The 13949-nt window shown below is 31.7% G+C and carries 13 protein-coding genes; 12 read left to right on the top strand and 1 reads right to left on the bottom strand.

Going from position 1 to position 13949, the window contains the following annotated elements; genetic code table 11:
- The first annotated feature begins 3 nt into the window (after positions 1 to 3).
- The 3 genes from AC4PG3_RS08915 to lplA all read left to right on the top strand — a co-directional run bounded on the left by AC4PG3_RS08915 (position 4) and on the right by lplA (position 3818).
- Positions 4 to 1041, top strand: coding sequence for an ABC transporter substrate-binding protein (locus AC4PG3_RS08915; protein ID WP_492198219.1), 1038 nt, complete (start codon positions 4 to 6; stop codon positions 1039 to 1041).
- A 142-nt stretch (positions 1042 to 1183) separates the two neighbouring features.
- The gene (locus AC4PG3_RS08910; RefSeq protein ID WP_492196308.1) at positions 1184 to 2815 is read left to right on the top strand and encodes an MBL fold metallo-hydrolase RNA specificity domain-containing protein; all 1632 of its coding nucleotides are present in this window, start codon (positions 1184 to 1186) and stop codon (positions 2813 to 2815) included.
- Positions 2816 to 2825: 10 nt separating this feature from the next.
- On the top strand, positions 2826 to 3818 hold the full coding sequence (gene lplA, locus AC4PG3_RS08905) for a lipoate--protein ligase (protein ID WP_492196307.1): 993 nt from the start codon (positions 2826 to 2828) through the stop codon (positions 3816 to 3818).
- Positions 3819 to 3862: 44 nt separating this feature from the next.
- On the opposite strand, the gene AC4PG3_RS08900 is transcribed toward lplA, so the two are convergent.
- A complete protein-coding gene (locus tag AC4PG3_RS08900) occupies positions 3863 to 4837 on the bottom strand; it encodes an NlpC/P60 family protein (protein WP_492196306.1) in 975 nt (324 codons plus the stop codon).
- Positions 4838 to 5299: 462 nt separating this feature from the next.
- Here AC4PG3_RS08900 and glmS point away from each other — a divergent pair, with 462 nt between their 5' ends.
- From glmS to citF, 9 genes are all read left to right on the top strand, one after another.
- The gene (gene glmS, locus AC4PG3_RS08895) at positions 5300 to 5710 is read left to right on the top strand and encodes a methylaspartate mutase subunit S (RefSeq protein ID WP_492196305.1); all 411 of its coding nucleotides are present in this window, start codon (positions 5300 to 5302) and stop codon (positions 5708 to 5710) included.
- A 10-nt stretch (positions 5711 to 5720) separates the two neighbouring features.
- Positions 5721 to 7115: a methylaspartate mutase accessory protein GlmL gene (gene glmL / locus AC4PG3_RS08890; RefSeq protein ID WP_492196304.1), complete on the top strand. Its 1395-nt coding sequence runs from the start codon at positions 5721 to 5723 to the stop codon at positions 7113 to 7115.
- On the top strand, positions 7116 to 8573 hold the full coding sequence (locus AC4PG3_RS08885) for a methylaspartate mutase subunit E (RefSeq protein WP_492196303.1): 1458 nt from the start codon (positions 7116 to 7118) through the stop codon (positions 8571 to 8573).
- Positions 8574 to 9815: a methylaspartate ammonia-lyase gene (locus tag AC4PG3_RS08880; RefSeq protein WP_492196302.1), complete on the top strand. Its 1242-nt coding sequence runs from the start codon at positions 8574 to 8576 to the stop codon at positions 9813 to 9815.
- Between the two features lie 97 nt (positions 9816 to 9912).
- On the top strand, positions 9913 to 10755 hold the full coding sequence (locus tag AC4PG3_RS08875; protein ID WP_492196301.1) for a fumarate hydratase: 843 nt from the start codon (positions 9913 to 9915) through the stop codon (positions 10753 to 10755).
- 10 nt (positions 10756 to 10765) lie between these two features.
- Complete coding sequence (locus tag AC4PG3_RS08870) at positions 10766 to 11323, top strand: Fe-S-containing hydro-lyase (protein ID WP_492196300.1); 558 nt, start codon at positions 10766 to 10768, stop codon at positions 11321 to 11323.
- Positions 11311 to 11598 carry a citrate lyase acyl carrier protein gene (gene citD / locus AC4PG3_RS08865; protein ID WP_492196299.1) on the top strand — a complete coding sequence of 96 codons (288 nt, stop codon included), beginning with the start codon at positions 11311 to 11313 and terminating at the stop codon, positions 11596 to 11598. Before AC4PG3_RS08870 ends, citD begins: the two co-directional genes overlap by 13 nt.
- A complete protein-coding gene (locus AC4PG3_RS08860; protein WP_492196298.1) occupies positions 11588 to 12448 on the top strand; it encodes an HpcH/HpaI aldolase/citrate lyase family protein in 861 nt (286 codons plus the stop codon). The genes citD and AC4PG3_RS08860 overlap by 11 nt, the downstream gene beginning before the upstream one ends.
- Complete coding sequence (citF, locus tag AC4PG3_RS08855; protein ID WP_492196297.1) at positions 12432 to 13907, top strand: citrate lyase subunit alpha; 1476 nt, start codon at positions 12432 to 12434, stop codon at positions 13905 to 13907. The genes AC4PG3_RS08860 and citF overlap by 17 nt, the downstream gene beginning before the upstream one ends.
- Positions 13908 to 13949: the final 42 nt, after the last annotated feature.

The raw sequence follows: 13949 nt of genomic DNA, 5'->3' as shown, positions 1-13949 counted from the left end.
AAAATGAAAAAAAGGGTTTTACTAGTAATTTCTATGTTGTTAATTTCAGTTTTTGTTTCAGCGTGTGGAGAGAAAAAGCCTAGTATAAGTGTTTATAACTGGGGGGACTATATAGATAAAGATGTGCTAAAAGAGTTTGAAGAAGAATATGGAATAGAAGTAAAATATGATATGTTTGAAACAAATGAAGATATGTATATTAAATTAAAGCAAGGTGGAAGTAGTTATGATGTAGCATTTCCTTCTGATTATATGATAGAGAGAATGATAAAAGAAGATATGCTTGCTAAGATTGATAAGGAGAATATACCAAATTTAGAAAAGGTGGATGAATATTTTCTAGACTTGGATTTTGATCCAAATAATGACTATTCAGTGCCATATATGTGGGGAACTGTAGGAATAATATATAATACTACTATGGTAGATGAAGAAGTAGATAGTTGGGATATACTTTGGGATGAAAAATATACTGATGAAATATTTATGTTAAATAGCCAAAGAGATACCTTAGCAGTTGCTCTAAAAAAACTAGGGTATTCAATGAATACTAGAGATGTAGAAGAATTAGAAGAGGCAAAACAAATTTTAATAGAGCAAAAACCTTTAGTATCTGCATATTTAGGAGACGATATAAAAGGAGCTATGATAAGTGGAGAAGCTGCCCTAGCAGTAGTTTGGTCAGGAGATGCAGTTTATATGATGAGGGAAAATCCTGATTTGAACTATGCAATCCCTAAAGAGGGTACAAATTTATGGTTTGATAATATGGTAATACCTAAGGACACAGAAAATAAAGAAGCGGCAGAAAAGTTTATAAACTTTATGACTAGACCAGATATTGCAGTTAAAAATACTGATTATATAGGATATTCTACACCTATACCTGAGGCTATAGAAATGTTGCCAGAGGATATCAAAAATTCAGAAGTAGCTTATCCAGTTAAAGAGAGTTTAGATAATGCTGAAATATTCAAAGATCCAAGTGATATCATTGGAGAATATGATAGAATATGGACTGAAATAACTTCTGCTCAATAGACAAAGTAGTTAATTACAATTAAATTTAATTGTAATTAACTACTTTTTTGTATAATAATTCATAGCTTGGGTATAAATTTATTGATTATTTTATAATATAAACTAAAGGAAATGTAATCTTATAAATACTAGGAGGTAGAATATGGATATTCAGTTTTTTGGTGCAGCAAAATTAGTTACTGGATCTAATTATTTAATAACTACAAATGAGCATAAAATACTAGTTGATTGTGGACTTTTTCAAGGAAATAGTGAAAAGGAAAAGATGAACTTTGAAGATTTTCCTTATAATTTAAAAGAAATAGATTACTTAATATTGACCCATGCCCATATTGATCATAGTGGAAGAATTCCTAAATTAGTGAAAGATGGGTTTAAAGGTGATATAATTTGTACTAAGGGGACCTATGATTTATGTGAAATAATGTTATTAGATAGTGGCAAAATCCATGAAACAGATGCAAAGTGGGAGAATAGAAAGAGACAGAGAGGGGGGCAAAAAGAAATACAACCTTTATATACTATGGAAGATGCCGAGGAAAGTCTTAAATATTTTGAGACTTATTACTATGATCAAAAGATAAACTTAAATGAAGATATTCAAATTAGGTTTAAAGATGCAGGTCATATACTTGGTTCTTCAATTTTAGAAATTTGGATAAAGGAAGATTCAGAGACTACAAAATTAGTATTTTCTGGAGATTTAGGTATGCCTGGAAGACCCATACTTAGAGAGCCAGAGTTTATAGAAGATGCAGATTATTTAATCATGGAGTCTACCTATGGAGATAAAAACCATGAACCATTTAAAGAAAGCACTAAAAAACTAATAGACATTATAAATAAAACTGCTTTAAGAGGTGGAAGTGTTCTTATACCTTCTTTTGCAGTTGGGCGTACTCAGGAACTAATATATGAGTTAAACAAATACTATGAATATAATGATGTGGAAGAATATATGAAGATCCCAATATATATTGATAGTCCAATGGCAGTGAATGCTACTGAAGCTTTTCAAAAGAATTCGAATAGCTTTAATGAAGAAGCACAGGATTTAGTATTAAGTGGCGACAATCCATTTGAATTTTCAAATCTAAGATACATTAGAAGTCAAGAGGAGTCTATGACTCTAAATAAATCAGATTATCCTAAGGTTATTATATCTTCAAGTGGAATGGCAACAGCAGGTAGGATAAGACATCATTTAAAACATAATTTATGGAATCCTAAAAATAGTCTTGTATTTGTAGGATATCAAGCAGAGGGGACCCTAGGAAGAATTCTATTAGATGGGGTAAAAAATGTAAAGCTTTTAGGAGAAAGGATAGATGTATCTCTTGAAATTTATGATTTAGAAGGATTTTCCGGTCATGCTGATCAAGATACATTGATAGACTGGATAGATCATTTTAAATACAAACCTAAAAAGATATTTTTAGTACATGGAGAAGAGGAATCCGCTAATTTATTATCTCAAATAATAGAGTCAAAGTTTAAGATAGAGACAATTATACCGGAGCTGGGAGATAAATTTAATATATCTCAAAATGAAGTAGAATTGAAAAAGGGAATTAAAATAGAGGAGGCACTACTAAAAGAAGACATAGAAGAAGAGCTACAAACTGTATACAGGCAATTTGGAGTTTTAATGGGAAGAACAGGGGAAATATATTCAGATAAAGTAGTTGAGAAAAATTATGATCAAATTAAAAACAAATTGATTGATTTGCAAAATAGCTTAATGGATATAAACATATTATTAAATAAAAACTAGGAGGACTAAATTGAAATATATAGAAAACTATTCAAACAATCCCTATTACAATCTTGCTTTTGAAGAATTTTGTTTTAAGTACTTAGATAGAAATGAAGACTATGTAATACTATGGATAAATTCTCCAGCAATTATTGTAGGGAAAAATCAAAATACAACTGAAGAAGTAAACAGAGATTATATAGAGGCGAATGATATAAAAGTTGTTAGAAGAATTACAGGCGGAGGGGCTGTCTATCACGACCTTGGCAATTTGAATTTTTCTATTATAAAGAACACTGAAGGAAAAGATGTAATAGATTTTAAAAAATATAATATACCCATATTAAAATCATTAAAGAAACTAGGGGTTAATTGTGAATTATCAGGTAGAAATGACTTAACTGTAGAAGGCAAAAAGTTTTCAGGTATAGCACAATCAGTGTGGAATAAAAGAGTATTAAACCACGGTACAATTTTATTTGATACTAAATTAGACACTTTGAGTAAGGCTCTAAATGTAAAGCCTGATAAATTCAAATCTAAGGGAGTAAAGTCAGTAAAATCTAGGGTTACAAATATTAAACCTTCTATAAAAGAAGATATAGATATAAATAAGCTTAGAGAATTGCTTGTAGAATATGTCTTTGAATTTGAAGGTGAAAATTTTAGTAAATATGAATTGACTAAAGATGAAATGGAAAGGGTAGAGCAATTATTCCAAGAGAAGTATAATACTTGGGATTGGAACTATGGAAAATCTCCTAAATTTAATTATACAAATACAAAGAAATTTCCATTTGGATTTATAGAAATAGGATTAGAGGTAAAAAATGGAATAATAAAAGAAATGAAAATATATGGAGACTTCTTTGGCACCAAAGATGTGAAAGATATTGAGGATAAGTTAATTGGGTTAAAATATGAAAAAGAAGAAATGAAAATGAGTTTATTAGATATAGATTTAAAGGATTATTTTGGAGATATAGATATAGAAAGCTTTATAGACTTATTATTTGAATAAGCAAATGGACAATCTGATGATTGTCCATTTTATATTTAGATATATTAATAAACTCTTCTACCATAGGAAAAGTGGCTTCTATAATAGTTTTCATTCAAACTTGAAATTTTTACCCCACCACTACGGACACTACTTGAATGTATGAATTGACCATCACCTATATAAATTCCAGTATGACTAGGACCTTTTTTATAAGTATTACTAAAGATTAAAAGATCACCTGGTTGCAAATCACCTTTAGCTACCCATGTACCATCATTGGCTTGAGTACTAGATGAACGAGAAATACTTATTCCGTTTTGCTTATATACATATTGAGTAAATCCTGAACAGTCAAATCCACTAGGTCCAGATTGTCCAGATCTATATGGAGCTCCTAAGTATTTTTTACCTGTATTTATTATATTTTGTGCAAGGGAATTTCTTTCTCCACCTCTATTTGCAACTTGAATAAATACATCTTCTCCTGCTAGAGCTTTATTTAGCATTTGAATTGTTCTAGCTCCAGCAATTCCATCTGGAGTAATTCCAACAGCTCTTTGAAAAGATATTAAAGCTCTTTCTGTCATAGAACCAAAATAATCAGTACAATTTTCAATAACTAGGAAGTCTAATTCTTTTAATGCTTTTTGCAAAGCGTTTACATCAGCATTTTCATCTTCTAAACTTAAGTCTTCATTATAAGATAGTTTATATTCCTCAAATCTCTTTTGTTTTAAATCTGATAATTTTTCATGTGTATTGCTGTCATAGATGCCATTTATCTCTAAATCATGGTCTTTTTGTAAAGCTTGAATTGCATCTATGGTAGTTTTTCCGTAGTATGTACTAAGTGAATCATCTGAACTTAAATATCCAAAATCTTGTAGCTCTTTTTTAAGGGTTTTTATATCTTCATTTTTCATATCATATTTTAAAGTAGTATCACCTAAAGCAGCATAGGAAGGAACTGCATTAGCAGCTAATATGGAAACCATGGTAAATGTCATTACAGTATTTTTAAAGTTATTTAATTTCAAAAAAGTCATCTCCTTTTTCTAATTAGTTGCTTGTCCTTCTTCATTATATATTATATATATGAAAAAATAAAGAGGAAATGTAACTTTTTTGTAACTTTTCTTAAATAATTTAAAATTTTATCAAATATGATAAAATTTGACAAAAAATATAGAGTCTGAAATTTTACTTAAAAAAGTTTTTTTGCAACTCGATATAGTGTGAGTTGCAAAAAGAGAAAATTTAACCATTGAATTATCAGTTAATTCTAACACAATTGAAAGAAAAAATACCAACACATTCAAAAGGGCTATAAATAGCTATTCAAAGCCAAAAAAAAATTAAAAAAACTCAAAAAAAAAGGTTGTCTTTATAAATAGTTATGGTATTATAAATGTGAAGATAGGTAAAACAAAGACAAAGATATTTAAGGATATCATTGTTTTAAAATCAAACTTATTAATTAATTTAAGGAGGTAGCAAAAATGGATAAAAAAACCATTGTACTTGGAGTTATAGGTTCTGACTGTCATGCAGTTGGTAACAAAATCTTAGATCATTCCTTGACAGCTGCAGGTTTTAATGTTGTAAACATAGGAGTTTTATCACCACAAGAAGACTTTATCAACGCAGCAGTTGAGACTAATGCTGATGCTATTTTGGTTTCTTCATTATATGGACACGGGGAAATCGATTGTAGAGGTATGAGAGAAAAGATAGAAGAAGCAGGTTTAAAAGATATTTTATTATATGTAGGTGGAAATATAGTAGTTGGAAAACAAAACTGGGAAGATGTTCATAAGAGATTTAAAGATATGGGATTTGACAGGGTATATCCACCTGGAACATCTGTTGAGACTTCAATTAGCGACTTAAAAGAAGACTTATATAAATAGAGGGGATAAAATGAAATGTTATCTTTTTATAGATTTTGGTAGCACCTATACTAAAGTAACTTTAGTTGATATAGAAAAAGAAGTAATAGTTGCACATGATAAATCTTATACAACTGTAGAAACTGATGTTACCATAGGATATAGAAACGCCTTAGATAAATTATTTTCGAATATAAAAAGAGAAGATATAGATATAGTAGGTAAATATGCATGTTCTTCTGCAGCAGGTGGACTTAAGATCATAGCAATTGGTTTAGTTCCAGAACTTACAGCAGAAGCGGCAAAAAGAGCAGCTTTAGGAGCAGGAGCTAGAGTAATAAAAACTTATAGTCACAATTTAAATAAAAGTGAAGTAGAAGAAATTAAAAACTCTAATGCAGATATGATACTACTAGCAGGGGGAACTGATGGTGGGAACAATATATGTATAACCCACAATGCTTCAATGTTAAGAGAAGCAGAAATCAAAATACCGGTAGTAGTAGCTGGAAATAAAAGCTGTAATGATGAAATAAGAGAAACATTTGGAGATAATATAGAGTTCTATGTAACTGAAAATGTTATGCCAAAGTTAAATCATATAAATGTAATACCAGCAAGAGAAACTATAAGAAGTATATTCATGAAACAAATTATAAATGCTAAGGGAATGGAAAATGTAGAAGAAACAATTTCTGAAATATTAATGCCAACTCCAGCAGCTGTATTAAAGGCAGCTGAAACCCTTTCAATGGGATCAAGAGATGAAGAGGGAATTGGAGACTTAGTAGTTGTAGATATAGGAGGAGCTACTACAGATATTCACTCTATAGGAGAAGGAGCTCCAACTCAGCCTTCAGTTGTGTTAAGAGGCCTTGAAGAGCCAATCTCTAAGAGAACTGTAGAAGGTGACTTAGGTATGAGATATTCTTCTATATCAGTTTATGAAGCAGCTGGAAATAGAATGATGAAAAAATATTTAGATATTAAGGAATATGATATAGAATCAGAATTCAAAAAAAGATACGAACATACTGATTTTATTCCAGAAGAAGAAAAAGATACTAAATTCGATGAGGCTATGGCTAAGGTTTGTGCTAATATCTCAATGAAAAGACATGCAGGAGAAATTGAGTCTATGTATTCTCCGATGGGAGCTTTATATGCTCAGACTGGTAAGGATTTAATGAATTTACCTTATTTAGTAGGTACAGGAGGAGTAATAGTTAATAGCAAAAATCCCGAAGAGATTTTAAAAGCAGCAACTTTTTCTGTGGAAGATCCTACATCATTAAAACCAAAAAATCCTAAATGCTTAATTGATAGAGAATATGTACTATCTGCTTTAGGCTTATTATCGATGGTAGATAAAAATATGGCAGTGAGAATGCTTAAAAAATATATAGTAAATACGGAGGTAATATAGATGGATTTAAAGAATAAGAAACTTTCTGAACAAGAGTTTTTTAAAACAAGAGAAGAAGTCTTAAATCAATGGCCTACAGGAAAAGAAGTAGATCTTCAAGAAGCTGTAGATTATTTGAAAAAAGTTCCTGAAGAAAAGAACTTTGCAAAAAAACTAGAAAAAGCTAAAAAAGCGAATATTACTTTAGCACAACCTAGAGCGGGTGTTGCTTTATTAGATGAACATATAGAGTTGTTAAATTTCTTAGATAAAGAAGGTGGAGCTGATTTATTACCTTCAACTATTGACTCATATACTAGACAAAATAGATATAATGAGTGTGAAGTAGGTATAGAAGAATCAGTAAAAGCAGGAAGATCTTTACTTAATGGATTTCCTGGGGTAAACCATGGTGTAAAAGGTGGAAGAAAAGTATTTGAAAGCGTTAATCTTCCATTACAAGCAAGACACGGTACTCCAGATTCTAGACTATTAGCAGAAATAATCCACGCTTCAGGTTGGACATCAAATGAGGGTGGAGGAATAAGCTATAATATTCCATATGCAAAATCAGTATCTATAGAAAAAACTCTTAAAGACTGGCAATATTGCGATAGACTTGTTGGATTTTATGAAGAACAAGGAATCAGCATAAACAGAGAACCATTTGGACCATTAACAGGAACTTTAGTACCTCCTTCTACATCTAATGCAGTAGCGGTAATAGAAGCTTTACTTGCAGCAGAACAAGGGGTTAAGAGTATCACTGTTGGATATGGACAATGTGGTAACTTAGTTCAAGACGTTGCAGCTGTAAGAGCTTTAGAAGAGCAAACAGAAGAATACCTTGCAAAATTTGGTTATAAGAATGTAGTTGTTACTACAGTATTCCATCAATGGATGGGTGGTTTCCCAGAAGATGAAGCAAAAGCATTTGGAGTTATATCTCTAGGTTCCATAGCTGCAGGACTTGCAGGTGCTACAAAAGTAATAGTTAAAACACCACATGAAGCTATAGGTATACCAACAAAAGAAGCAAATGCTTCAGGAATTAAAGCTACAAAAATGGCACTTAATTTATTAGCTGGACAAAGGATGCCTATGAGTGACAAATTAGCAGCAGAAATAAAAGTAATAAAAGCAGAAACAAAATGTATGGTAGATAAAATGCTAGAATTAGGTAATGGAGATTTAGCTATAGGTACTGTAAAAGGATTTGAACAAGGTGTTATAGATATACCATTTGGACCTTCTAAGTATAACTATGGTAAAATGATGCCAGCTAGAGATAATGAAGGTGCAGTTAGATACCTAATGACTGGTAATATACCATTCACAAAAGAATTAAAAGACTTCAATAGAGAAAGATTAGAACAAAGAGGTCAATTTGAAAACAGAGAAGTAGGATTCCAAATGACAGTTGATGATATATTTGCTGTTGGTAAAGGAAAATTAATAGGAAGACCGGAGGGAAAGTAAATGAAAATAGTTGATATTATTTGCTCAGCAGGAAAAACAGGTTTTTATTTCGACGACCAAAAGGCAATCAAAAAAGGTGCTAAACATGATGGTATGTTTTACCTAGGAGAGCCACAAACAGAAGGATTTACTTCTATTAGACAACCAGGTGAGAGCATCTCTGTAATGATAGTTTTAGAAGATGGACAAGTAGCTTTTGGTGATTGTGCAGCAGTACAATACTCAGGAGCAGGCGGAAGAGATCCATTATTCTTAGCTGAAGAATTTATTCCAGTTATTGAAGGACCTATCAAAGAGCAGTTATTAAACAAAGAAACTAAAAACTTCAAAGAATTAGCTGAAGAAGTAGATCACATGGAAATAGATGGAAAAAGACTTCACACAGCTATAAGATATGGTTTAACTCAAGCTCTTTTAGATGCATCTGCTAAAGCTAAAAAAGTAACAATGGCAGAAGTAGTAAAAGAAGAGTATGGAACAGGCGTTGAATTAAAAAGAGTTCCTATATTTACTCAATCAGGTGATGACAGATATACTAATGCTGATAAAATGATTATCAAAGAAGCAGATGTAATGCCTCACGGATTATTCAACAATGTTGAAGAAAAATTAGGACTTAAAGGTGAGAAGTTAAAAGATTATATCATTTGGTTAAGAGAAAGAGTATTAAACAATAGAACAAGAGAAGACTATAATCCAGTATTCCACATAGATGTATATGGTACTATAGGGGAATTACTAGATAATGATACAGAAAAAATGACTAATTACTTAGCTGAACTTGAAGAGGCTGCTAAACCATTCACATTAAGAATTGAAGGACCTATGGACGTAGGTAGCAGAACTGCTCAAATGGAAGCTATGAGAGATTTAAGAGCTAGCCTTGATTCAAAAGGAATAAGTGTAGAGTTAGTAGCAGATGAATGGTGTAATACTCTAGATGATGTAAAATACTTTGCAGAAAACAAAGCTGGACATATGATCCAAGTTAAAACTCCAGACTTAGGAGGAGTAAATAACTCTATAGAAGCTATACTATTCTGTAATGAAAATGGTGTAGGAGCATATCTAGGTGGTACTTGTAACGAAACAAGCAGAAGTGCTGAAATCTGTACTAATATCGGTATAGCATGTGGAGCTACTCAAGTTCTTGCTAAACCAGGTATGGGTGTAGATGAAGGAATCATGATTGTAAACAACGAAATGAATAGAGTTTTAGCCCTAGTTAATAAAAGAGCATAATTAACCTATAGAGCTTAGAAAACTAAATATGCCGCCTCAATTGAGGCGGTTTATTAAGTAATTAAGACAATTAAAATACAAAGGTGGTTATTAAAAAATGAGGGAAATTGATGCAAGCTTAATAACAAAAGAAGTAAAGAGATTAGTTATGGAGGCTAATTTCTTTTTACCTGAAGATGTATTAAACAAATTAAAAGAGGCAAAAGAAGGAGAAGAATGGGAACTTGCTGCATCTACTATAGGAAAAATAATTGACAATGCTGGAATAGCTAAAGACAATAAAGTTCCTATGTGCCAAGATACAGGGATGGTTGTAGTCTTTGTAGAGGTTGGACAAGATGTTCATGTAGTTAATGGATATTTAGAAGATGCTATTAACCAAGGTATAAGAGAAGGATATGAAGAAGGATATTTAAGAAAATCAGTTGTTAAAGATCCACTAGATAGAGTAAATACTAAGGACAATACTCCAGGCATATTCCATTATCAAATAGTTCCAGGAGACAAATTAAGTATCATGGTTGCACCAAAGGGATTCGGATCTGAAAATATGTCTAGAATAAAAATGTTAAAGCCAGCTGAAGGTTTACAAGGAGTTAAAGACTTTATATTAGAATCTGTAGAATTAGCAGGACCTAATCCTTGCCCACCAACAGTTGTTGGAGTTGGAATAGGAGGTACATTTGAAAAAGCTGCTTTTCTAGCTAAGAAGTCATTGATGAGAGAGATGGATGAGTATTCAGATAATCCTTTCTATGAAAACTTAGAAAAAGAATTGCTTGAAGAAATAAATAAATTAGGCATAGGGCCTCAAGGTTTTGGTGGAAAGACAACTGCATTTAAGGTTAATATAGAATATTATCCTACACATATTGCAGGATTACCTGTTGCAGTAAATATAAACTGTCATGCAACTAGACACAAGCAAGTTATTCTTTAGGAGGGTAAACATGAAAAAAACTTTAAAAACACCTTTAACTGCAGAAGACTTAAAAGATTTAAAAGCAGGGGACGATGTATATATAACTGGATATGTGTACACTGCAAGAGATGCAGCACATGCTAGATTAGTAAAATTACTTGAAGAAGGAAAAGAACTTCCTTTTGACCCTGTAGGAGCAATTATTTACTATGTAGGACCTGCTCCTGCTAAGCCAGGAAACCCTATAGGTTCTGCTGGACCAACTACAAGCTATAGAATGGATTCTTATACTCCACAAATGTTAGATGCAGGTCTAAAGGGAATGATAGGTAAGGGTAAAAGAGATCAAGAAGTAAAAGATAGCATAGTAAAAAATGGAGCTACTTATTTTGCAGCTATTGGTGGAGCAGCAGCTCTAATAGCAAAATCAGTAAAATCTGCAGAAGTTATAGCTTATGAAGATTTAGGTGCAGAAGCTGTAAGAAAATTATATGTTGAAGACTTTCCTGTTACTGTAATAAATGATTCAAAGGGAAATGATCTATATCAGCAAGGAAGAAAGGAATATTTAGAATGGGAAAAGTAGAAATTAAAAAAATGGCTACAGCAGGATCTGTTGAATCCAACGATATTCTAATTATGGTATCTAAAGGAGAAGGACAAGTTGATATAGATCTTGAAAGTGTAGTAAAACAACAATATGGTGAAGATATTAAAAGAGTTATAGAAGATACATTAAAAGAATTAAATGTAGAAGATGTAAAATTAATTGCAAAGGATAAGGGTGCCTTAGACTTTACAATAAAAGCTAGAGTTAAAACTGCTATTAAAAGAGGAAGCGGTGATATAGATGAATTATAGAACATTACTCTTTATTCCAGGAAATAATCCAGGTATGCTTCAAAATTCTAATATCCTAGGAGCAGATGGAATTATAATAGATTTAGAAGATGCAGTAGCATTAAGTGAAAAGGATTCTGCAAGAATCTTAGTTAAAGAATATCTATCTACATTTGATAGAGATGTAGATGTATTTGTAAGAATAAATCCTTTAGATAGTCCATATTTCTATGACGATCTAGAAGAATTTAAAGATGCAAACATTAAAGGAATAGTACTTCCTAAAGCTGGAATAGAGCCTATGGAAAAACTAGATGAATACTTAAATAAAATTAACTCTGATTTTAAAGTTATAGCTCTAGTAGAGACAGCTCTAGGTTTAGAGATGTCCCTAAATATAGTGCAAGCTTCTGATAGAGTAATAGGAATTTTCCTAGGTGCAGAAGATTTAACTTTAGACTTGGGAGCTAAGAGAACAAAGGCTTCTAAAGAAATAGAGTATGCAAGGGCAAAGGTTATTGCAGCATCTAAAGCTATGGGAATTCAAGCTATAGATACGCCTTTCACTGATACAGATGATATAGAAGGATTAAGAATAGACACTTTAAATGCAAAAGACTTAGGTATGACTGGTAAGGCAGTTATAAGTCCAAGACATGTTGATGATGTAAATGAAATGTTCTCACCTTCTGAGGCGGAAATAGATTATGCAATAAGAGTATTAGAAGGAGTAAAATCTGCCAAAGAAAAAGGTTTAGGAGCTTTCTCATTAGAAGGTAAAATGATTGATAAACCAATTATTCAAAGAGCAGTAAATCTTTTGAAAATCAGTGGAGATTATAAGGAGGAATACGATGAATTACTTAAATAATGATCTTAATGAGGTTAAAGTCCTTGAAAAATCAGAGTTTCCTTCTAAAGTTAAAGCTACAGATAAAGTTTCAAATGATTTGGCTGAAACAATAAAAGCATTAGACTTAAAAGATGGGGCAGTAGTATCATTTCATCATCACCTAAGAAATGGTGATAAAGTGTTAAATACTGTAATGAAAGAAATTCATAAATTAGGAATCAAAGACTTAACAGTAGCTTCAAGTTCTATATTTCCAGTTCATGAAGAGATAATTCCTCTTATGGAAGATGGTACTATCAAAAATGTGGTTACATCATATATATCAGGAGAAGTTGCAAAGGCTATTAGTCATGGAAAGCTAAAGGGAAATCTTATAATGCAATCTCATGGTGGAAGAGCTAGAAGCATCTTAGATGAAGAGTTAAAAATAGATGCAGCATTTATAGCAGCTCCTAGCACAGATAACAAAGGAAATATATCTGGAGTAAATGGTGAAAACTCATGTGGAGTACTAGGATATGCTATTGCAGATAGTATAAAGGCAGAAAAAGTAGTAGCAGTAACAGACTCTATATTTGAATATCCTAACTATCCTGCAGATATTACTGAAGACTACGTAGACTACATAGTTCTAGTAGACTCTATAGGAAGAAAAGAAGGTATAGTTTCAGGAACTACTAAGATTACAAAAGATCCTATAGGACTTAAAATAGCTAAGGACACTTTAAAAGTTATGGAAGCTACTGGTTTATTAAAAGATGGACTAAGTTTCCAAAGTGGTGCTGGAGGAATATCCCTAGCTGTTACTTCATTCTTAAAAGAATATATGATTAAAAATAATATAAAAGGAAGCTTTGCTTCTGGTGGTATTACAGGATATCTTACAAATATGCTAGAAGAAGGACTATTTGATAGTCTATTTGATGTACAATGTTTTGATCTTGAAGCCATAGAGTCTCTAAAGAGAAATAAAGGGCATTTAAGAATGAGTGCATCTCAATATGGAAATCCAGAAGTATCTTCAGTAGTAGATAATCTAGATATTGTAATCTTAGGTGCTACTGAGATAGACTTAGACTTCAATGTAAATGTATCAACAGGTGCAGATGGAGTTCTTATGGGTGGTTCTGGTGGACATCAAGATACAGCAGCAGGTAGTAAAGTATCTATAATTGTATCTAAGCTATTCTCCTCAAGAATACCTCTTATAAAAGATAGAGTAGATGTAATAACTACTCCAGGATCTACAGTAGATGTATTAGTTACTGAAAGAGGAATTTGTGTAAATCCTAGAAGAACAGACTTAATAGAGAAGTTTGAAGAAAAAGGATTAAAAGTAGTAGCTATAAAAGAATTAAAAGAGTATGCTGAAAGTATAATGGGTAAACCACAAGTAATTGAAAAAGGTGAGAGAATCATAGGTTTATCTGAATATAGAGATGGACAGATATTAGATTATATATATGAAGTTAAATAGATGTATTGACAAATTAAAGAGTTGCCTAAGGCAACTCTTTAA

The organism is Tissierella sp. QWL-11, assembly GCF_058683765.1.
This window is presented reverse-complemented; position numbering and strand designations above follow the sequence as displayed.

Coding starts and splice junctions, on each gene's coding strand:
- AC4PG3_RS08915 (WP_492198219.1), top strand. CDS start 4: ATGAAAAAAAGGGTTTTACTAGTAATTTCTATGTTGTTAATTTCAGTT.
- AC4PG3_RS08910 (WP_492196308.1), top strand. CDS start 1,184: ATGGATATTCAGTTTTTTGGTGCAGCAAAATTAGTTACTGGATCTAAT.
- glmS (WP_492196305.1), top strand. CDS start 5,300: ATGGATAAAAAAACCATTGTACTTGGAGTTATAGGTTCTGACTGTCAT.
- glmL (WP_492196304.1), top strand. CDS start 5,721: ATGAAATGTTATCTTTTTATAGATTTTGGTAGCACCTATACTAAAGTA.
- AC4PG3_RS08885 (WP_492196303.1), top strand. CDS start 7,116: ATGGATTTAAAGAATAAGAAACTTTCTGAACAAGAGTTTTTTAAAACA.
- AC4PG3_RS08880 (WP_492196302.1), top strand. CDS start 8,574: ATGAAAATAGTTGATATTATTTGCTCAGCAGGAAAAACAGGTTTTTAT.
- AC4PG3_RS08875 (WP_492196301.1), top strand. CDS start 9,913: ATGAGGGAAATTGATGCAAGCTTAATAACAAAAGAAGTAAAGAGATTA.
- AC4PG3_RS08870 (WP_492196300.1), top strand. CDS start 10,766: ATGAAAAAAACTTTAAAAACACCTTTAACTGCAGAAGACTTAAAAGAT.
- citD (WP_492196299.1), top strand. CDS start 11,311: ATGGGAAAAGTAGAAATTAAAAAAATGGCTACAGCAGGATCTGTTGAA.
- AC4PG3_RS08860 (WP_492196298.1), top strand. CDS start 11,588: ATGAATTATAGAACATTACTCTTTATTCCAGGAAATAATCCAGGTATG.
- citF (WP_492196297.1), top strand. CDS start 12,432: ATGAATTACTTAAATAATGATCTTAATGAGGTTAAAGTCCTTGAAAAA.